The organism is Streptomyces barkulensis (assembly GCF_002843305.1).
Lineage (GTDB): Bacteria > Actinomycetota > Actinomycetes > Streptomycetales > Streptomycetaceae > Streptomyces > Streptomyces barkulensis.
In genome coordinates this window covers 163,787-182,297 of the sequence record NZ_PGSG01000090.1, presented here as the reverse complement: position 1 = coordinate 182,297, position 18,511 = coordinate 163,787, and the positions used below count along the sequence as shown (strand labels likewise).

The 18,511-nt window shown below is 71.7% G+C and carries 17 protein-coding genes; 8 read left to right on the top strand and 9 right to left on the bottom strand.

What is annotated here, in order from left to right:
• Positions 1–519: 519 nt before the first annotated feature.
• Positions 520–690: a hypothetical protein gene (locus CUT83_RS30145; RefSeq protein ID WP_158239031.1), complete on the bottom strand. Its 171-nt coding sequence runs from the start codon at positions 688–690 to the stop codon at positions 520–522.
• A gap of 229 nt (positions 691–919) precedes the next feature.
• Here CUT83_RS30145 and CUT83_RS18595 point away from each other — a divergent pair, with 229 nt between their 5' ends.
• Together CUT83_RS18595 and CUT83_RS18590 are read left to right on the top strand one after the other, a co-directional pair.
• Complete coding sequence (locus CUT83_RS18595; RefSeq protein WP_206282623.1) at positions 920–2,275, top strand: TrkH family potassium uptake protein; 1,356 nt, start codon at positions 920–922, stop codon at positions 2,273–2,275.
• On the top strand, positions 2,268–3,011 hold the full coding sequence (locus CUT83_RS18590) for a potassium channel family protein (protein WP_240957920.1): 744 nt from the start codon (positions 2,268–2,270) through the stop codon (positions 3,009–3,011). The genes CUT83_RS18595 and CUT83_RS18590 overlap by 8 nt, the downstream gene beginning before the upstream one ends.
• A 30-nt stretch (positions 3,012–3,041) precedes the next feature.
• Here CUT83_RS18590 and CUT83_RS18585 read toward each other — a convergent pair whose 3' ends face one another.
• Together CUT83_RS18585 and CUT83_RS18580 are read right to left on the bottom strand one after the other, a co-directional pair.
• Complete coding sequence (locus tag CUT83_RS18585; protein WP_101256965.1) at positions 3,042–4,004, bottom strand: ADP-ribosylglycohydrolase family protein; 963 nt, start codon at positions 4,002–4,004, stop codon at positions 3,042–3,044.
• Between the two features lie 121 nt (positions 4,005–4,125).
• Entirely contained in the window at positions 4,126–4,536 is a 411-nt protein-coding gene (locus tag CUT83_RS18580) for a DUF2267 domain-containing protein (RefSeq protein ID WP_165869472.1), read from the bottom strand.
• A gap of 814 nt (positions 4,537–5,350) precedes the next feature.
• Between CUT83_RS18580 and CUT83_RS18575 the strand changes: the two genes are divergently transcribed.
• The 3 genes from CUT83_RS18575 (at position 5,351) to CUT83_RS18565 (ending at position 8,126) form a co-directional block, all read left to right on the top strand.
• Positions 5,351–6,346, top strand: a complete 996-nt coding sequence (locus CUT83_RS18575) for a 1-aminocyclopropane-1-carboxylate deaminase/D-cysteine desulfhydrase (protein ID WP_240957938.1) — start codon at positions 5,351–5,353, stop codon at positions 6,344–6,346.
• Positions 6,347–6,714: 368 nt separating this feature from the next.
• Positions 6,715–7,128, top strand: a complete 414-nt coding sequence (locus tag CUT83_RS18570) for an ATP-binding protein (RefSeq protein WP_093847771.1) — start codon at positions 6,715–6,717, stop codon at positions 7,126–7,128.
• On the top strand, positions 7,017–8,126 hold the full coding sequence (locus CUT83_RS18565; protein WP_420882419.1) for an RNA polymerase sigma factor SigF: 1,110 nt from the start codon (positions 7,017–7,019) through the stop codon (positions 8,124–8,126). Before CUT83_RS18570 ends, CUT83_RS18565 begins: the two co-directional genes overlap by 112 nt.
• Before the next feature lie 64 nt (positions 8,127–8,190).
• Here CUT83_RS18565 and CUT83_RS18560 read toward each other — a convergent pair whose 3' ends face one another.
• Entirely contained in the window at positions 8,191–8,640 is a 450-nt protein-coding gene (locus tag CUT83_RS18560) for a hypothetical protein (RefSeq protein WP_101256963.1), read from the bottom strand.
• A gap of 125 nt (positions 8,641–8,765) precedes the next feature.
• Here CUT83_RS18560 and CUT83_RS18555 point away from each other — a divergent pair, with 125 nt between their 5' ends.
• Both CUT83_RS18555 and CUT83_RS18550 read left to right on the top strand, forming a co-directional pair.
• Positions 8,766–9,734 (top strand): diacylglycerol/lipid kinase family protein, encoded by a 969-nt coding sequence (locus CUT83_RS18555; RefSeq protein ID WP_101256988.1) that lies wholly within the window; start codon positions 8,766–8,768, stop codon positions 9,732–9,734.
• Positions 9,735–10,050: 316 nt separating this feature from the next.
• On the top strand, positions 10,051–10,308 hold the full coding sequence (locus tag CUT83_RS18550; RefSeq protein WP_028427873.1) for a WhiB family transcriptional regulator: 258 nt from the start codon (positions 10,051–10,053) through the stop codon (positions 10,306–10,308).
• A 178-nt stretch (positions 10,309–10,486) separates the two neighbouring features.
• Here CUT83_RS18550 and CUT83_RS18545 read toward each other — a convergent pair whose 3' ends face one another.
• The 5 genes from CUT83_RS18545 to CUT83_RS18525 form a co-directional block, all read right to left on the bottom strand.
• Complete coding sequence (locus tag CUT83_RS18545; RefSeq protein WP_101256962.1) at positions 10,487–11,971, bottom strand: PAS domain-containing sensor histidine kinase; 1,485 nt, start codon at positions 11,969–11,971, stop codon at positions 10,487–10,489.
• 500 nt (positions 11,972–12,471) lie between these two features.
• A complete protein-coding gene (locus CUT83_RS18540; RefSeq protein ID WP_101256961.1) occupies positions 12,472–14,016 on the bottom strand; it encodes a glycoside hydrolase family 3 protein in 1,545 nt (514 codons plus the stop codon).
• An 8-nt stretch (positions 14,017–14,024) separates the two neighbouring features.
• Positions 14,025–14,858, bottom strand: coding sequence for a carbohydrate ABC transporter permease (locus CUT83_RS18535; RefSeq protein ID WP_101256987.1), 834 nt, complete (start codon positions 14,856–14,858; stop codon positions 14,025–14,027).
• A gap of 71 nt (positions 14,859–14,929) precedes the next feature.
• Positions 14,930–15,925: a carbohydrate ABC transporter permease gene (locus CUT83_RS18530; protein ID WP_101256960.1), complete on the bottom strand. Its 996-nt coding sequence runs from the start codon at positions 15,923–15,925 to the stop codon at positions 14,930–14,932.
• A gap of 115 nt (positions 15,926–16,040) precedes the next feature.
• Positions 16,041–17,339: a sugar ABC transporter substrate-binding protein gene (locus CUT83_RS18525; protein ID WP_101256959.1), complete on the bottom strand. Its 1,299-nt coding sequence runs from the start codon at positions 17,337–17,339 to the stop codon at positions 16,041–16,043.
• Positions 17,340–17,697: 358 nt separating this feature from the next.
• Here CUT83_RS18525 and CUT83_RS18520 point away from each other — a divergent pair, with 358 nt between their 5' ends.
• Complete coding sequence (locus CUT83_RS18520; RefSeq protein WP_173915104.1) at positions 17,698–18,492, top strand: GntR family transcriptional regulator; 795 nt, start codon at positions 17,698–17,700, stop codon at positions 18,490–18,492.
• Positions 18,493–18,511 lie beyond the last annotated feature (19 nt).

Sequence of the window (18,511 nt, the reverse complement as noted above, 5' to 3'; positions counted from 1 at the left end):
GGAGACCAAGAAGGCCTGACCCGGGTTCCGGGGCCCGTCCCCGGCCCGTCCAGGACCCACCGGTCCTTCCTTCCGCGCCCGGCCCGCCAGTTCCCCACCCGGAACCCGCGGGCCGGGCGCGGCCCTTTCTCCGGGCTCAGACGGACGCGGGTCCGCCTCCGCCACAGCCGGCAGCGCGACAACCACCACTGGTCGCAGGACGCCCAGGAGCGGATGAGTTCGCCGGCGCTGTCCCTGCCGAAGCGGTTGCCCGGGCAGGATCCACTCCGTAGCCCCGTCGGCATGGGTACCGTTCTCGTGACGAGGCTCGACCGGCCGCAGCCACCACCTCCTGCCGACCGCTTGAGGGACCCCGCTCCGACAACGTGCCGTACCCGGCGCACGCTGAGGTCTCCGTCAATGACGAACTCGACCACGGACTGCGCGCCGAGCGCACCCGCAGGACCTGGGTCCACCGGCACGGGAGTGGGCTCCGCCCGCCCCCCGGCCCCGGCAGCCGGCCGGAGCAGGGGTGCGGCCTCAGGGGCGGTAGATCATCTCCAGCAGGCCCGCCGTGATCAGGAACCACGCGCCGATGCCGAGGAGCCAGACCATCTCCAGGACGAAGCCCACGGTGACCAGGACAACGGCGGCGACGGCCAGGGCGGCGATGATCCTGCGGACACCGCTGTCGAAGAGGGGTCCCTTCACCCGATCACATCCGAGCACCGGTGCGGCCGGCGGCGCGCACCCGGTGGGCGAGGAGGCGCACCGGCCCCCCGGTGACTGTCGTGGGCAGCTCCGGCACCGACCGGAGGACAGGTGTCATGGGCAGCACTGTAGGCAAGCCGCGCCCCTGGCACGAGTCCCGGCGCCGGAGTAGCTATCGTCTTCTGGTGCATACGAGCGAGAGCCGTTCCTGTGGTGGAACGGGAGCGCTGTGGTAGCCCGCCTGGGTTGGCACCGGCTGCGGTTCCGGCATCCGGCCCAGGTCGTCGTGTCCGGCTTCGCCGCGGCCGTCCTGGTCGGGACGGTGCTGCTGATGCTGCCCGTGGCCAGAGAAGGCCCCGGCGGCGCGAGCGTGCTGGAGGCCCTGTTCACCGCCACTTCGGCGGTCTGCGTGACCGGGCTGGTGGTGGTGGACACCCCGGTCTACTGGACCGGCTTCGGCGAGGCGGTGATCCTCGCGCTGATCCAGGTCGGCGGCTTCGGGATCATGACCTTCGCGTCCCTGCTGGTGGTGCTGGTCTCCCGCCGCCTCGGGCTGCGCGCCCGTCTCACGGCCGCGGCGGAGACCAAGACTCTGGGGCTGGGCGAGGTGCGCTCCGTCGTGGCCGGGGTGGTCAAGGTCAGCCTGGTGCTGGAGGCGGTCACCGCCCTGGCGCTGACCCTGCGGTTCGCCCTGGGCTACGACGAGCCGTGGCCGCGGGCGGTGTGGCTGGGCGTCTTCCACGCGGTCTCCGCGTTCAACAACGCCGGTTTCGCCCTCTACACCGACAGTCTGATGGGTTTCGTCACCGATCCGTGGATCTGCCTGCCCATCGCCTTCGCCGTCATCGCCGGCGGACTGGGCTTCCCCGTGCTGTTCGAGCTGCGCCGCCGCCTGCGCCGACCGCGCGCCTGGTCGCTGCACACCAAGATCGTGCTGTGGGGCACCGGGATCTTCCTGGCGGGCGGCACCGTGTTCATCACGGCCTTGGAATGGTCCAACCCCGCAACTCTCGGACCGCTGGACGTGCCGGGGAAGCTGCTGGCCGGCTTCTTCCAGGGCGGCGCGATGCCGCGCACCGCCGGCTTCAACAGCCTCGACGTCGGGCAGATGAATCCCGCCAGCTGGCTGGTCACGGACGTACTGATGTTCGTCGGGGGATCCAGCGCGGGAACGGCCGGCGGTATCAAGATCACGACCTTCGCCGTACTGTTCTTCGTTATATACGCCGAAGTCCGCGGCGAGGGCGCGGTCAACATCTTCAACCGCCGTCTGCACGGCGACGTCCAGCGGCAGGCGCTCACCGTGGTGCTTCTGTCGGTGGCCGCCGTGGCCGCCTCCACGATCGTGTTCATGGTCTTCACCGACATCAACCTCGACCGGTCCCTGTTCGAGGTCACCTCCGCCTTCGCCACCGTGGGGCTGTCCACCGGTATCACCGCGGACCTGCCCTCGACCGAGCAGGTCCTGCTGGTGGTGCTGATGTTCATCGGCCGCCTGGGCCCGATCACGGTGGCCTCCGCGCTCGCCCTGCGCCCCCGCGTCCGCATGTACGACCTGCCCGAGGAGCGACCCGTCATTGGCTAAGCACCCCGCATCGAGCAAGAAGGCGGCACCGGACCAGGGGCGCGGTGCCAGGCCCCGCCGCCGCGAGGCGCGTCGCCGCGAGGCCCGCCGCGACTCCGTGGTCGTCATCGGCCTGGGCCGCTTCGGCAGCGCCCTGGCCATGGAGCTGGCCGACGAGGACACCGAGGTCCTGGGCATCGACCACCGGGCCGAAGTGGTACAGAGCCTGTCCGGCTCCCTCACCCACGTGGTACGCGCCGACTCCACCAAGGAGGAGATCCTGCGGCAGCTCGGCGTGCACGAGTTCGAGCGGGCCGTGGTCGGCATCGGCACCGATCTGGAGGCCAGCATCCTGACCGCCTCCCTGCTGGTCTCCTTCGGCATCCCCAACGTGTGGGCCAAGGCCATCAGCGAGCCCCACGGCCGCATCCTCACCCAGCTCGGTGTCCACCACGTCGTCTACCCCGAACACGACATGGGCCAGCGCGTCGCCCATCTGGTGCGCGGCCGGATGCTGGACTACATCGAGTTCGAGGACGACTTCGCCATGGTCAAGACCAGCCCTCCGGAGGACATCATCGGCCTGACGCTGGGCAACAGCGGGGTGCGCACCCGCCACGGCGTCACCGTCGTCGCCGTCAAGCGTCCCGGTGAGGGCTTCACCTACGCCACCGCCGACACCGTCGTGGAGGAGGGCGACACCATCATCGTGGCCGGCCACACCCGCCAGACCGAGCGCTTCAGCGAACTGCAGTGACCGGCCCCTGCCCCGTCCGTGAGGCCCCGCTCAGGGCGTCTCGCCGTTCCCCGGCGCGTCCACCCAGTCCGGGAGGGGTTCGCACAGTTCGCGCCAGGCGGCGGGGACGGCCTCCAGGCCCGTACGGGCGGCCACGACGCCGCCGGTGATCGCGCAGGTGGTGTCCACGTCCCCCAGCCCTTCGGCCGTGCTCCACAGTGCCGACACCAGATCGCCGAGGTGGTGGGCGGCGCTCCACAGGGCGAACGGCACGGTGTCCGCGGCCCTGACGCGCGCCCCGTTGCCCAGGATGTCCGAGGCGCGGTGGGCCGGGGTGCCGGCCGGCAGGGCGGCGGCCGCCAGCAGCCCGTCGCGCACCGGTCCCCCGGGAGTGGCCCCGGCCGTCTCGCCGAGCAGGTCGCCGGGGTTGTGCGGCTCGCGGCCGCGTCCGCCGGCGGCCAGGGAGGCGGCCACCGCGACCGCCACGGCCCCGGCGATGCCCTCGGGGTGGGCATGGGTGACGGCCGCCGAGGCGGCGGCCTCGGCGGCGGCGCGCTCCGGGTCCCCCGCGAACCAGGCGCCCAGTGGGGCGGCCCGCATGGCGGCGCCGTTGCCGAGGCTGCCTCCGCCGCCGAAGAGCGCCTGCGCCCCGCTCTCCCAGCCGCCCGGGTCGAGTGCGAGCCGCGGCAGCAGTTCGTGCATGCCGTAGCCGTAGCCCCGTCCCGGATCGGCCGCGTACGCCGCGGCGAACTCGCGCGCCAGCGCCTCCGGGTCGACCGCCCGCGCCCGCAGCAGCACCCGCACCACGCACAGCGCCATGGCGGTGTCGTCGGTCCAGTGCCATGGCGCCTCGTCCGGGATCCGGCGGGCACGGATCATCGCGGCCGCCTCGGGCGGCTCGCGGAAGAACCACCGCTGCCCGAAACCGTCGCCCAGCGCCAGACCGCGCAGGCTGTCCGACGCCGCGGCGGGCATGCCGCCCCGACCACTGTCCGGTCCCCCTGTGTCCGTCATGCGGGCCATGCTGGCCGCCGAGGCCTCCCGGCGCCACCCCGCCCACGGTCCGGGGGCTCGCGGGATCCGTGCCCGCCCCCGGACGCAGCGGCGGACCGCCGGCCCGGCCGGTCGTCGTCTCTCAGACGAGCTGGCCGGTCCTGCGGGCGAGCTGGGCGCGCCCGAACAGCAGGGCGTAGCCGGGCGGCAGCCGGTCGATGATCCGGTCGAGCAGCTCCTCGTCGGCGAGTTCGGCGACCACGCTCAGCACCGAGCTGACGTCCCAGCGCGCCGTCGCCGGGGTCGCGCCCTCGATGCGGGCCGCGACGCTGTCGACGAACTGCGCGCCGCTGAGCGGCTTGACCACCTTGAGCTGGTCGGTCAGCACACGCATGCCCTCCTGCGGAAGGCGGACGGCCAGTTCCGTGCGCTCGGCACCGGTGAGATGGCCGCCGAGCGCCGAGAGCACGATCCGGGAGACGCGCTCCGCCTCCTTGGCCGTCGGGTACTGCCCCCGCTCGCGTACCTGCGCCACGAACTCGCTCCACCGCATGATCCATCTCCCCTTCCGTACTGACTGGTACCGGTGAGGTGGTCGGCACGGGCCGTCGCCCGCTGCCCCGCCAGGAGCGCGGGGCAGTCGGCGGTGCGGCACTGAGTGCAATGCCCTCCGTCCATCTGTATAGCCCAGGTCAAGAAAACTTGACAACAGACGGCTCAGAGGTGCGCAGCCACCTCGTATCAGCCCTGGCCCGGGGGAGGCGCGACAGCGAGCTTCCGTCGACCGGGGCATACACCCATGTGCCCGGGAAAAGCGCTTTCATACGGCACGGGTCGCGGCGTTCGCGAAGGCATACGGGTCACCTGCGATGACGGTGCACCGGAGCACCCCCGTCCGACACCCTCCCCTTTCCGCCCACCGCGTCGTCGACCTCGGCCTCCTTCCGCCCCCTGGGCCGCCGGCCTTCACCCCGGAGTGCGTTGGGGAAGGAAAAGTCCGATGCGTCGTATGACCGATCTCACAACCGCTCTCGAAGAGGCGGCGAAGTCCTCGCCCTCTCGCCCCCGTGCCGGGCGCGCCCTTCCACGCGGCGGGCCGTACCCCAACACACCCCCGGAGGTTCCGGCTCCGCGCCTTCCGGCGGGCATATGCCGTCACGAACGCAATCCCCTGCCGGCGCGCGGCGGCCTCGGCGACGCCCGTGCGGCGGCCGCGGTCCCGGCTGCCTCCGCACGGGCGTCCCGCCGTGCCGGCCGACCGGTGACACGGGGTGCCACACCGGCGTGACAATGGCGGGGTGAGCAGCGCACCGCCTCCCCCGTCCGCCCCCCAGGGGTCCCCCGCGTCACAGACGCCCCCGAAGACCCTGGAGCACTTGAAGCCCCTGGAGTCCCTGGAGTCCCTCGCACCGCGCCTGCCCTCCCCCCTGACCGAGGCCGCCGACGAACACTTCTCGCGCCACGGCGTCCGGCTGCTGCTCAAACGCGACGACCTGATCCACCCGGACCTCGTCGGCAACAAGTGGCGCAAGCTCGTGCCCAATCTGCGCGCCGCCGCACGGGCCGGCGAGCACACGCTGCTGACCTTCGGCGGGGCCTACTCCAACCATCTGCGCGCCACCGCCGCCGCCGGGCGCCTGCTGGGCCTGTCGACGATCGGAGTCGTACGGGGCGAGGAACTCGCCGGCCGGCCCCTCAACGACTCCCTGGCCCGCTGCGCCGCCGACGGCATGCGGCTGCACTTCGTGACACGGGCGGACTACCGCCGCAGGGACGACCCCGAGTGGACGGCCGCGCTGCGCGACCGCTTCGGCCCGTTCCGCCTCATACCGGAGGGCGGCAGCAACGCCGAGGCCGTGCGGGGCGCCGCGGAGCTGGGCCGGGAACTGCGCGGCGCGGCGGACGTGGTGGCCGTCGCCTGCGGCACGGGCGGCACCCTCGCCGGGCTCGCCGCCGGACTCGCCGACGGGCAGCGCGCGATCGGCTTCGCCGCCCTGCGCGGCGGCTTCCTCGCCGGGGAGGTGGAGCGGCTCCAGCGGGCCGCCTTCGGCGGACGCCGCGGCGCGTGGAGTGTGGAGGACCGCTTCCACTGCGGCGGCTTCGCCCGCACCACCGACGCGCTGGAGTCCTTCGCCCGGGGCTTCGCCGCCCGGCACGGACTGCCGGACCTGGACCGCGTGTACGTCGCCAAGACGCTGTACGGCCTGGCGGCCCTGGCCGGCGAGGGCGCCTTCCCCCGGGGAACGGCGGTGGCCGCCGTGGTCACCGGTCAGTCCCCGTGCCCGGTCCGGCCGAGCCCGGTCCGGCCGAACTCGCGCGCGTCCGCGCCGGGCGGAGTTACGAACGCCTCCGGTGGTGGGTAGTGAACTGGAACGAGCCCGCCATCGGTTTCCACGAGCCGCCCGGTGCCGAACCGGCGGCCGGGCCGGCACCGGGATCCCCGGGGCCGCCGGGAACAAACCGCGGCCCCGCGACGCTGTGAACCCGGCGTGAGCGGAGATGAATTGGGTATCGCAGACCCCTAGCCACGGACAGTGCCCATGTGTTTACTATGGGTGACTACCGCAGGAAGGGTGCCTCCTCGGCCCGGGCGACAGCATGCCCCGGATCGCGATAGCGTCGCAGTCGAACGATCTGCCGCGCCCGTCCGTTGACCTGTTGCCCCGTCGTGACGGGGTCGCCGGGCGGGCGTACACGGCAGCCACCAGCTTGTGCCACCTTGGAGGTGAGGGTGTCCCAGATCGCAGGCGAGCCCGGGACGCAGGACTTCGTCGAGGTCCGGCTGCCCGCTGCGGGCGCCTACCTTTCGGTTCTGCGTACCGCCACCGCCGGTCTCGCGGCCCGCTTGGACTTCACCCTCGACGAGATCGAGGATCTGCGCATCGCCGTCGACGAGGCGTGCGCCATCCTGCTCCAGCAAGCGGTCCCCGGCAGCGTACTGAGCTGCGTCTTCAACCTCGTCGGGGACTCTTTGTGGGTGACGGTCTCCGCACCCACCACGGACGGCCGCGCCCCCGAGCGCGACACCTTCGCCTGGACGGTGCTCTCCGCACTGGCGGGCGAGGTCGACTCGGCCGTGGCCGAGGACCGCACGGTCAGCATCAGCCTGCACAAGAAGCGCGGCGCCGGCCCAGGGGCGCCGTGACCGGCACACACGGGCCGGTACGGGACAAGGGGGTCGGTGTGAACGACCTGGAGAGCGAAACGCGGACGGGCCGCCACGAGAAGGCGGCGGGCCCGGTCATTCCCGAGCAGTACGCCCGGCCCCACCCGGTCGAACCTGATCAGCGGGCGGAGCGGGCGGTTGCCATGGAGGACCAGCAGCACGACATGCGCGAGGACGAAGGGGTCGGCGAGAAGGCCGCCTATGTGCACCGCCAGCCGGATCCCCAGGACCGCAGCGGCGCGCGGGACCTGTTCGTCAGACTGCGCGGCCTCCCGGCGGGCTCCCCGGAGCGCGCCGAGTTGCGCGACGCCCTGGTGCGGATGCACCTGCCGCTGGTGGAGCATCTGGCGCGGCGCTTCCGCAACCGCGGAGAGCCGCTGGACGACCTGACGCAGGTCGCCACGATCGGCCTGATCAAGTCGGTGGACCGCTTCGACCCGGAGCGCGGCGTGGAGTTCTCCACCTACGCCACCCCCACGGTCGTCGGCGAGATCAAGCGGCACTTCCGCGACAAGGGCTGGGCGGTGCGGGTGCCCCGCCGGCTCCAGGAGCTGCGGCTGTCGCTGACCACGGCCACCGCCGAGCTGTCCCAGCAGCACGGCCGCGCCCCGACCGTCCACGAACTGGCCGAGCGGCTGTCGATCTCCGAGGAGGAGGTTCTGGAGGGCCTGGAGTCGGCGAACGCCTACAGCACGCTCTCCCTGGACGTCCCGGACACCGACGACGAGTCCCCGGCCGTCGCGGACACCCTGGGCGCGGAGGACGACGCCCTGGAGGGCGTGGAGTACCGGGAGTCGCTCAAGCCGCTGCTGGAGGAGCTGCCGCCGCGCGAGAAGAAGATCCTGCTGCTGCGCTTCTTCGGCAACATGACCCAGTCGCAGATCGCCCAGGAGGTCGGCATCTCGCAGATGCACGTCTCACGCCTGCTGGCCCGCACCCTGGCCCAGCTGCGCGACCGGCTGCTGATCGAGGAGTAGCGGGGGCGGAGAACCCCTGGGCAGCCTCGGGGGCAGCCCTGGAGCAGGGCGCCTGCCGGTCCGGTCAGGCGTCCCGGGGCTCGTGCGGGCCGATGCCCAGTGCCCCGGCGGCCGCCGGGCTCATCAGGGAGCCCAGCACGGCCAGCGCGGTGAGCGCGATGGCCGCCCCGGCCGCGAGCCACACACCGCCGTTCTGCGCCATCTGCCAGCCCACCGGAAGCGCCATCAGCTGGACGATCACCGCCGGCCCCCGGCTCCACCGCCGCCGCAGCCACAGTCCCCGTGCGGCGGCCAGTGGCAGCACCGCCAGTGCCAGCACGGTCACGGCTCCGGTGAGGGCCTGCACCGTGTCGTCGGCCCGGCTGCCGGTCAGCAGCATGACCAGCATGGTCACCCCCAGGCCGGCGACCACCACTCCCTGTGCCGCCACCACGGCGGCCGCGGCGGTGATCCGCCCGGGCCGGGGGGACTCGGGGGTGCGGGGGCCGTCTGCGGAGGATGCTTCCGTGGTCACACCGCCAGGGTAGCGGGGCCTGCCGGACCGCCGTCCGTCCACTGCGGTTCCGGGCCGTCCGTCTCGGGGCCGCCCGCCCCGGGGCCGCCCGTCTCGGCCGCGAACGGCTGGGTACGCTGCACACCATGCGCGCGCTCCTCGTGGTCAACCCGGCAGCCACCACCACCAGTGCCCGCACCCGCGACGTACTCATCCACGCCCTGGCGAGCGACCTCAAGCTGGAGGTCGCCACCACCGAGTACCGGGGGCACGCGCGCGATCTGGGGCGGCAGGCGGTCCAGCGCGGGGAGATCGAGCTGGTCATCGTGCTCGGCGGCGACGGCACGGTCAACGAGGTCGTCAACGGGCTGCTGCACGCCGGCCCCGCCCCCGACGCCCTCCCCCGCCTCGCCGTCGTGCCGGGCGGTTCGACCAACGTCTTCGCCCGCGCCCTGGGGCTGCCCAACGACGCGGTGGAGGCGACGGGCGCACTGCTGGACGCGCTGAACTCCGGCGGCGAGCGCACGGTGGGCCTGGGCCTGGCGGCCGGTACGCCGGGGACGGAGGACGCGGAGGTGCCGCCCCGATGGTTCACCTTCTGCGCGGGCCTCGGCTTCGACGCGGGTGTGGTGGGGCGGGTCGAACAGAAGCGCGAGGGCGGCAGGCGCTCGACGCACGCCCTCTACGTGCGCCAGGTGGTACGGCAGTTCCTGGGCGACCCCTACCGCCGCCACGGAACGATCACCCTGCGGCGGCCCGGCGAGAAGCCGGTCGAGGAGCTGGCGCTGTCCATAGTCTGCAACACCGCGCCCTGGACCTATCTGGGCAACCGCCCGGTGTACGCGGCCCCCCGCGCCTCCTTCGACACCGCCCTCGACGTGCTCGGACTGACCCGGCTCACCCCCTCCGCGGTGACCCGCTACGGCACCCAGCTGCTGACCTCCTCGCCCGAGCGCGGCCCGCACGGCAAGCACACGGTCTCGCTCCACGACCTGACCGACTTCACCTTGGAATCGCAGGTGCCATTGCCGTTTCAGATGGACGGCGACCACCTGGGACTGCGTACGAGCGTGACGTTCACAGGCGTACGCCGTGCACTGCGTGTGATTGTGTAAGTGGATGTGGTGAAAGTCCTTTCACTCGAACGTTTAGGCCAGGTTCCACCCCCTGGAAGTACGGCTGTGACCTAGTCGACACCAAGGAATCAAAAAAAACTTTCCGGAAGGGGTTGTATCCGCCGCCGAGGTTTGCGAGTCTCTTCATGGCGATCGGGACGGTCGACGCCGACCCCCTTGAGAGCCCCGAATCCACCTCCTCATCCCTCGGGACACTCCCGGCGAAGCCGGGCGATGCCCCTTCCCTTGTGGAGGGATTCGTGAAAGCGTTCACATTCACAAGCAATTACCGCAACGCGTAGGAGATGGAGCAGCCATGGACTGGCGTCACAACGCCGTTTGCCGCGAGGAAGACCCCGAGCTCTTCTTCCCGATCGGCAACACCGGTCCTGCGCTGCTGCAGATCGAGGAAGCCAAGGCCGTCTGCCGCCGCTGCCCCGTGATGGAGCAGTGCCTGCAGTGGGCCCTGGAGTCCGGCCAGGACTCCGGTGTCTGGGGTGGCCTCAGTGAGGACGAGCGCCGCGCGATGAAGCGCCGCGCCGCCCGCAACCGGGCGCGCAAGGCCACTGCCTGACGCCCACCCCGCCACCTGCTGCCCCCGAGCCGCAGCACGCAGTGCCCACAGTGCGCACCGCAACGACGACACCGAGCCCCGGACCGTGCCCACGGTCCGGGGCTCGGCGCCGTGCGGGGTCCGGCACCGCCGCCCGGCGCCGGACCCCGCACAGCACCGAGCCCCCGCCGGGCGGGCGTCAGCGCCTCTCCGGCTCCACGGGGATGTCCAGGACCACCCGGGTACCGCCCCCGGGGGCCGGGAGCATGTCGAAGCCTCCCTCCAACTCCCCCTCCACCAGCGTCCTCACGATCTGCAGCCCCAGGTTCCCGGCGGTGCGCACGTCGAAGTCCTCCGGCAGACCGCGCCCGTCGTCCTGCACGGTGACCAGCAGCCGCCCCTCCCCGCGGTCGGCGCCCGTGCCGCGGACGGCGGCGACCTCGACCGTGCCCCGCTCCCCCGGCCGGAAACCGTGCTCCAGGGCGTTCTGCAGCACCTCCGTGAGCACCATGGACAGCGGGGTGGCCACCTCGGCCGCCAGCACGCCGAAGCGGCCCGTGCGCCGCCCGGTGACCATGCCCGGGGAGATCTCGGCCACCATCGCCAGCACCCGGTCGGCTATCTCGTCGAACTCCACGCGCTCGTCCAGTGTCTGGGAGAGCGTCTCGTGGACGATCGCGATCGAGCCGACCCGGCGGACGGCCTCCTCCAGCGCCTCCCGCGCGGTGCCGCCGGTGCCCGCGCCGATCCGCCGGGCCTGGAGCCGCAGCAGGGCGGCGACGGTCTGGAGGTTGTTCTTCACCCGGTGGTGGATCTCCCGGATGGTGGCGTCCTTGGTGATCAGTTCCCGCTCCCTGCGGCGCAGTTCGGTGACGTCGCGCAGCAGTATGAGCGAACCGATGCGCACCCCCTTCGGTTTGAGCGGGATGGCCCGCAACTGGACGACGCAGCCGTTGCCCTCGATCTCGGTCTCGCGCGGCGCCCAGCCGCTGGCGAGCTTGACCAGCGACTCGTCCACCGGGCCCCGGGAGGGCGCCAGTTCGGCGGTGGCCCGGCCCAGGTGCAGTCCGACCAGATCGGCGGCCAGGCCCAGCCGGTGGTAGGCGGAGAGCGCGTTGGGGCTGGCGTACTGGACGGCGCCGTCGGCGCCGAGCCGGATCAGTCCGTCGCCGACCCGCGGGGAGGCGTCCATGTCGACCTGCTGATCGGGAAAGGGAAACGATCCCGCGGCGATCATCTGTGCCAGATCCGAGGCGCTCTGCAGATAGGTCAGCTCCAGCCGGCTGGGCGTGCGCACCGTCAGCAGGTTGGTGTTGCGGGCGATGACGCCCAGGACACGGCCCTCACGGCGTACGGGGATGGACTCCACCCGCACCGGCACCTCCTCGCGCCACTCGGGGTCGCCCTCGCGGACGATCCGTCCCTCGTCCAGGGCGGCGTCCAGCAGCGGCCGGCGTCCTCTGGGCACGAGATGGCCGACCATGTCGTCCTGGTAGGAGGTGGGCCCGGTGTTGGGGCGCATCTGCGCCACGGAGACGTAGCGCGTGCCGTCCCGGGTCGGGACCCACAGCACCAGGTCGGCGAAGGAGAGGTCGGACAGCAGCTGCCACTCGGAGACCAGCAGGTGCAGCCACTCCAGGTCGGAGTCGCTGAGGGCGGTGTGCTGGCGTACGAGGTCGTTCATGGAGGGCACGGTGTGAGCCTAACCGGCGACCGATCCGGTCGTACGTCTGTGCATACGCGCCGTCGTGCGCAAGAATTGACGGCAGCCGCCCCGGCGAACCGGTGGTGCGTTCAAGGCGTGGACACGGGCCTGTGGTCCAGTCCACAATGGCGGCGGGCTTCCGCCCTCCCCGCACAGGAGGGTGGAACGAGACCGGGCGCTCTCTGCCCTGACTGCGCCGGGTCTCCGATCGCTCCGGGCTGCGGTGCCGGACGGGTTGAGGGTCCCGTCCCGGCGCCGCGGCCCGCGGGTGTCCTGAGCAGCCTCCCCGGATCCTCCGGGCTTTCCGGTGCCACCCCCGGGGGGGGCCTTCCGCCGCGTCCCCCGTCTCCCGCCGTCTGCCCCTGCCTCCCGCCGTGTCCTGTCCGGCCCCGCGGCGTGCGTACGGAAGGCGAACACGACGGTGGCCGGGCCCGCGGGTCAGGGGAGGCGCGGGCCCGGCTGTCGTGGGGGGAGCGGACTCAGCCGTCGGTCTCCCGGCCGGCGATGACCTCCGCGGCCGCCTGTCCGCAGACGCGGGCGGCCCCGTGGGTCGCGATGTGGAGTGCTCCGCGGGGCGGTGCCTGGGGCAGGCCCATCTCCACCACCACCGTGTCCGGCCGGGCGGCGAGCAGGGCGTCCAGGGCGTTCGCCATCCAGGGGTGCCGGTGGACATCGCGCACCACCGCGACGATCCTGCGGCCGGCCGCCTCCTCCAGCACCTGTGCGGCCGGTCCTCCCTGCCCGGCCCGTTCGGCCCGCGACCGGCTCCAGGAGCCGGTCGCGGTGCCCGGGAGCAGCTCGGCCAGTTCGGCGGCCAGCCCCCAGGGCGTCTCGTCGCCGACGGCGATGTTGGCCACGGGGGTGAAGGCGGCGACGTACGGCGGCCCGGTCAGGGGGGTGTGGTCCTGCCGGACGGTGACCTTCAGCGCGCGGCGGGCGGCCTCCAGCCCGACCCCGGGCTCGAAGGGCACCACTCCCCCGGCGCGGGTTGACGCCTCGGCGGTCCAGCGGGCCAGGGCACGGACCCGGTCGGCCGCCTCGGCCAGCCGCTCCTCGGACAGTTCGCCCTCGGTCACGGCCCGTACCAGGGCGTCGCGCAGGCGCAGCACGGTCTCCTCGTCGGCCAGTCCGCCGCCGACGCACAGGGCGTCCGCGCCCGCGGCGACGGCCAGTACGCTGCCGCGCTCGATGCCGTAGGTCGCCGCGATGGCCCGCATCTCCATGCCGTCGGTGACGATCAGGCCCTCGAAGCCGAGCCCGCCCTCGCCGCGGGGCGCGCGCAGCAGGCCGGTCAGGGCGGCCGGGCTGAGCGTCGCCGGAAGCGCCGGGTCCAGGGCGGGCAGCAGGATGTGCGCACTCATCACGCACTTGCTGCCCGCGTCGACCGCCGCCCGGAACGGGACCAGCTCGCGCTCCGCGAGCGTGGCCGGGTCCGCGTCGATGCGCGGCAGGGCGTGGTGGGAGTCGACCGAGGTGTCGCCGTGCCCGGGGAAGTGCTTGGTACAGGCGGCGACTCCGGCGGACTGCAGCCCCTCGACCCAGGCGGCGGTGTGCCGGGCCACCAGATCCGGTGTGGAGCCGAAGGAGCGGACGCCGATGACCGGGTTGTCGGGGTTGGAGTTGACGTCGGCCGAGGGCGCCCAGTTGAGGTTGACCCCGCACTCGGCGAGCCCGCGCCCCAGTTCGCGGGCGACGGCGCGGGTCAGCGCGGTGTCGTCGACCGTGCCCAGGGCGTGGTTGCCGGGGAAGGACGAGCCCGTGCGCGCCTCCAGCCGGGTGACGTCGCCGCCCTCCTCGTCGATGGCCACCAGCACGTCGGGGCGGACACCGCGCAGCTGGGCGGTGAGCGCGGCCAGCTGCGCGGGGGATGTGATGTTGCGGCCGAACAGGCCCACCGCCGCGAGCCCCTCGTCCAGGCGGCGCAGCAGCCAGTCGGGTGCGGTGGTGCCGGTGAAGCCCGGCTGGAGTACGGCCAGTGCGTCGCGGACCAGGGTGCTGCCGGTGGTGCCGGTGAGAGTCGTCATGGGCGACGTCATCCCTTCACTGCGCCGGAGGTGAGCCCCGCCGCCATCTTCTTCTGGACGATCATGAAGAAGACCACCACGGGGATGGAGATGAGGACGGAGGCGGCCATCAGCGCGCCGTAGTCCGTGCCGCGGTCGGTGGTGAAGTTCATCAGCCACACGTTGAGCGTGTACTTCTCGTTGTCCTGCAGGAGGATGTACGCGAACAGGTACTCGTTCCAGGCGGTGATGAGGGCGAAGATGGACGCCGCGGCCAGCCCCGGGGCGACCAGCGGGAAGATGACCCGCCAGAACGCGCCCATCCGGGTGCAGCCGTCCACCATCGCGGACTCCTCCAGCTCCTTGGGCACGTTGATCACGAAGCCGCGGATCATCCAGGTGGTGAAGGGCAGGACGGAGACCAGGTAGACGATGATCACGCCCCAGTACTCGTTGAGCGCGCCTATGTTGTTGAGCTGGATGTAGATGGGGATGAGCATCGCCGTGGGCGGCAGCAGCTGCACCAGGATGAGGACCGTCATGAACGGCTTGCGGCCGTAGAAGTCGAAACGCCCGATGGCGAAGGCGGCGATGGTCCCGATCAGCATGGCGCCGGCGACCGAGGTGACGCAGATGATCAGGCTGCTCTGGATCGCGGTCCAGAAGTTCGGGGCCTCGGTGGCCCGGACGAAGTTGTCGACGGTGAACGAGCTGGGCCACAGCGTCTGGTCGTAGCTGCGGATCTCGTGGTTCGGCCGGAAGGCGCTGACGAGAAGCCAGTAGACCGGGAAGGCCATCACCACGAAGATTCCCAGCCCCAGCACGTTGTAGGCCAGGCGGTGCTTCTTGCGGTCGGGGCGCAGCTCGTAGACGCCCGTACCGCTGGTGGCGGCCTCGGGTGCCTTGGCGGGCGTGGTGGAGGTTACGGAGGTGCTCACTCGACCTCTCCTGTCTTCATGAGCTGACGCAGGTAGTACACGGCCACACCGGAGAGCAGCAGCACGGTGATGAGGGCGATGGCGGTGCCCTGGCTGAACGAGGCGCTGTCGAACGCCTTGCTGAACGAGTAAAGGCCCAGCAGCTCGTACTCGGGTTCCGGCTTGTTGCCGCGCATCAGGAAGATCTGGCCGAAGACGTTGAAGTCCCAGATCACCGAGAGGGTGGCCACCATCTGGAAGACCGGCTTGATCACCGGGAAGGTGACGTTGCGGAAGACCCCGATCACTCCGGCGCCGTCGAGCTGCGCGGCCTCCTCCAGTTCCCTGGGCACCTGGGTGAGCGCGGCGTAGAGGGTGACCACCACGAACGGGATCGCTCCCCAGACCACCACCGCGCCGATGACGGTGAATCCCTGCCAGGGGTCGAGGAACCAGTTGTGGCCCTGGAAGTCCAGGCCGGGGATCTTGCTCAGCGTGCTGTTGACCACGCCGTAGTCGGAGTCGGAGAGCCACCGGAAGATCGAGGTCGCCACCAGCAGTGGCATCGACCAGGCCGCGACCAGGGCGCCGGTGAGCAGCAGCCGCACCCAGGTGGACAGCCGCTGCATCAGCAGGGCGGTCAGCAGTCCCAGCCCCATGGTCGCCACCACACAGACGACCATGAAGAGCACGGTACGGAAGGCGACCCACCAGAACTCCGGGTCGCCCAGGATGTTGGTGAACTGCTCGAACCCCACCCACGGCGGCGTGGTGCCGCCCCACAGATGCGCGCGGCGCATGTCCTGGAAGGACATGATCACGGTCTCGACCAGCGGGTAGCCGAAGACCGCGCCGATCGCCACGATCGCCGGGGCGATCAGCAGGTACGGCAGCTTGGGGCGCGGTTTCCGGCTGGGGCGCACTCCGCCCCCTGACGGCCCGGGGGCGACCTTCCCCGGCTTCTGCGGTGGGGCTGCCGGCGGGTCGGCGGCTTTGGTGTCGGCGGCGGTCACGGTGCTGGCCTTCCGTTCGTTCTCTTCACCGAAGGGGTGCGGCAGGCGGGAGCCGAGGATCGCGGCTCCCGCCTGCCGCAGGGACGGCCGGGGGGTGCGGGCCCCCGGCCGCGGCTCAGACCTCGTTGTTGATCAGCTTGTCGATCTCCTCGTCGGCCTTCTCGGTGGCGTCGGCCACCGAGGTGCCCTTGAGGATGTCCAGCAGCATGTTCTCCAGCACGTTCTGGCTCTCGATCGCGGTCCAGCCGGGGGCGATCGGGGTGAACCAGGCGTCCGGTACCGCGTTGGCGATCGGAGCGGTCTCCGGCTTCTCCTTCAGCGGTTCGAGCTGCTTGGTGTTGTTCGGCAGGATGTTCTTGGAGGCCAGGACCTCCATCGACTTCTCGCTGGTGAACAGCGAGATCCACTCCTCGGCGAGGTCCTTCGCCTCCGACTTCTGGATCACCGCGAGGTCGGAGCCGCCGATGAAGGACGGCAGGGCCTTGCCGTTGGGGCCGGGCATGCCGGCGGTGGCGATCTTGCCCTCCAGCTCGGGGTTGCCGTTCTCGCCCCCGAAGACGGAGCCGGCCTCCCAGCCGTTGCCGTAGATCAGGGCGGCCTTCTTGTTCGCCATGACGTTGGCGTGGTCCTGCTCGTCCTTGGTCCGGTCACCGTTGTTGTACTCGTTGACCAGGTTGATGAAGTGCTCGATGCCCTTGCGCGCCTCGGGGGTGCTCAGGGTGGCCTTCCACTCGCCCTTGCCCTCGTCGTACTCGGCGATCCGGCCGTCGTACGCGGCGACGTAGGACATGGCGGCGTACCAGTAGCGGCCGGGCAGGTAGAGGGGGGAGAAGGCCTTGTCGTCGCCGTACTCGTCGGCGACCTCGTCCAGCGCCTTCTTCAGCTCGTCCTCGGTCTGCGGAAGCTCCTTGGTGCCCGCGCCCTTGTCGAACATCTCCTGGTTGAAGATCGCCACGCGCGCCCCGGCGTAGTAGGGGACGCAGTAGAGCTTGCCCTCGAAGGTGCAGGTGTCCTTCAGGCCCTGGATCCAGGTGTCGGAGTTGTCGTACTTCTCCGGATCGATCTCGGCGAGGGCCCCGTTGAGGATGTAGGTCATGGTCTCGGTGTTGCCGAGCTCGACCACGTCGGGGAACTTGTCGCCGCCCAGCGCGGTGTCGAGCTTCTTGGCCTTGTCGCCCCACTGCTGGTACTGGACCTTGACCTTGACCTTGGGGTACTTCTTCTTGAACTGGGCGTTGACGTCCTTGACCAGCTCGGGCCAGGTGCTCTGGGCGTCGTTCATCAGCCAGACGGTGAGCGTCTCGTCACGCTCCTCGGGGGCCTTGGAGGAGTTGTCCCCACCGTCCCCGCCGCAGGCGACGAGGCCGGTCATCATCGCCGCGGCACCGATCGCCGCTACGAGCTTGTGCTTCACGTGCTTCTCCTTCGGGATGCCAGAAGTCCCCCCGCCCGCCGTCCGAGATCTCCGCTCCCGCCGGATGGCCGCGTCTGCCGTACCGTGCGTGGCGGGCGCCGGGGTGCGTCGACATGCGACGAGTACGGCCCGTGGGGCTGGGCTGGCCTATAGTGGTTTAGACCAGTGCCCGCAGCTTGGCCTAGACCTATATCGCTGTCAACGGTGTATAAAGCTCGCGGTCGCATCCGTTACCGGACCGACATCTGAGCCGGGACGCCCCCGGGGACGGCGGCCGTGCCACGATGTGATCCGCTACGTACGGAGGAAGCCGGTGACGGCACTGGAGAAGTCACGACACGACTCGGAAAGGCGCGCGATGGAGGGCGACGGGGCCACGGACACCACTGCCGGGGCGGGCACCCGCTCCGCCGGGGGCGGCGCCGCCGGACGCACCGCGCGCGTGCCCAAGTACTACCGGCTCAAGCGCCATCTGCTGGAGATGACCGAGACGATGCCCCCGGGCACTCCGGTCCCGCCGGAGCGGACACTGGCCGGCGAGTTCGACACCTCCCGCACCACCGTGCGCCAGGCACTCCAGGAGCTGGTGGTCGAGGGACGGCTGGAGCGCATCCAGGGCAAGGGAACCTTCGTGGCCAAGCCCAAGGTCGCCCAGGCGCTCCAGCTCACCTCCTACACCGAGGACATGCGCGCCCAGGGGCTGGAGCCCACCTCCCAGCTGCTGGACATCGGCTACGTCACCGCCGACGACCGGCTCGCCGGGCTCCTGGACATCCCCTCCGGGGGCCGCGTCCTGCGCATCGAGCGGCTGCGGCTGGCCAGCGGCGAGCCGATGGCCATCGAGACCACGCATCTGTCGCAGAAGCGCTTCCCGGCCCTGCGCCGCAGTCTGGTGAAGTACTCCTCCCTCTACACGGCCCTGGCCGAGGTGTACGACGTCCATCTCGCCGAGGCGGAGGAGACCATCGAGACCTCCCTGGCCACCCCGCGCGAGGCGGGCCTGCTGGGCACGGACGTCGGCCTGCCGATGCTGATGCTCTCCCGGTACTCGCGCGACACCGAGGGCGAGCCGGTGGAATGGGTGCGCTCGGTCTACCGCGGCGACCGCTACAAGTTCGTCGCCCGCCTCCAGCGCCCCGGCCGGGGGCGGTGAGCGGAGGGCCGGCCACCGG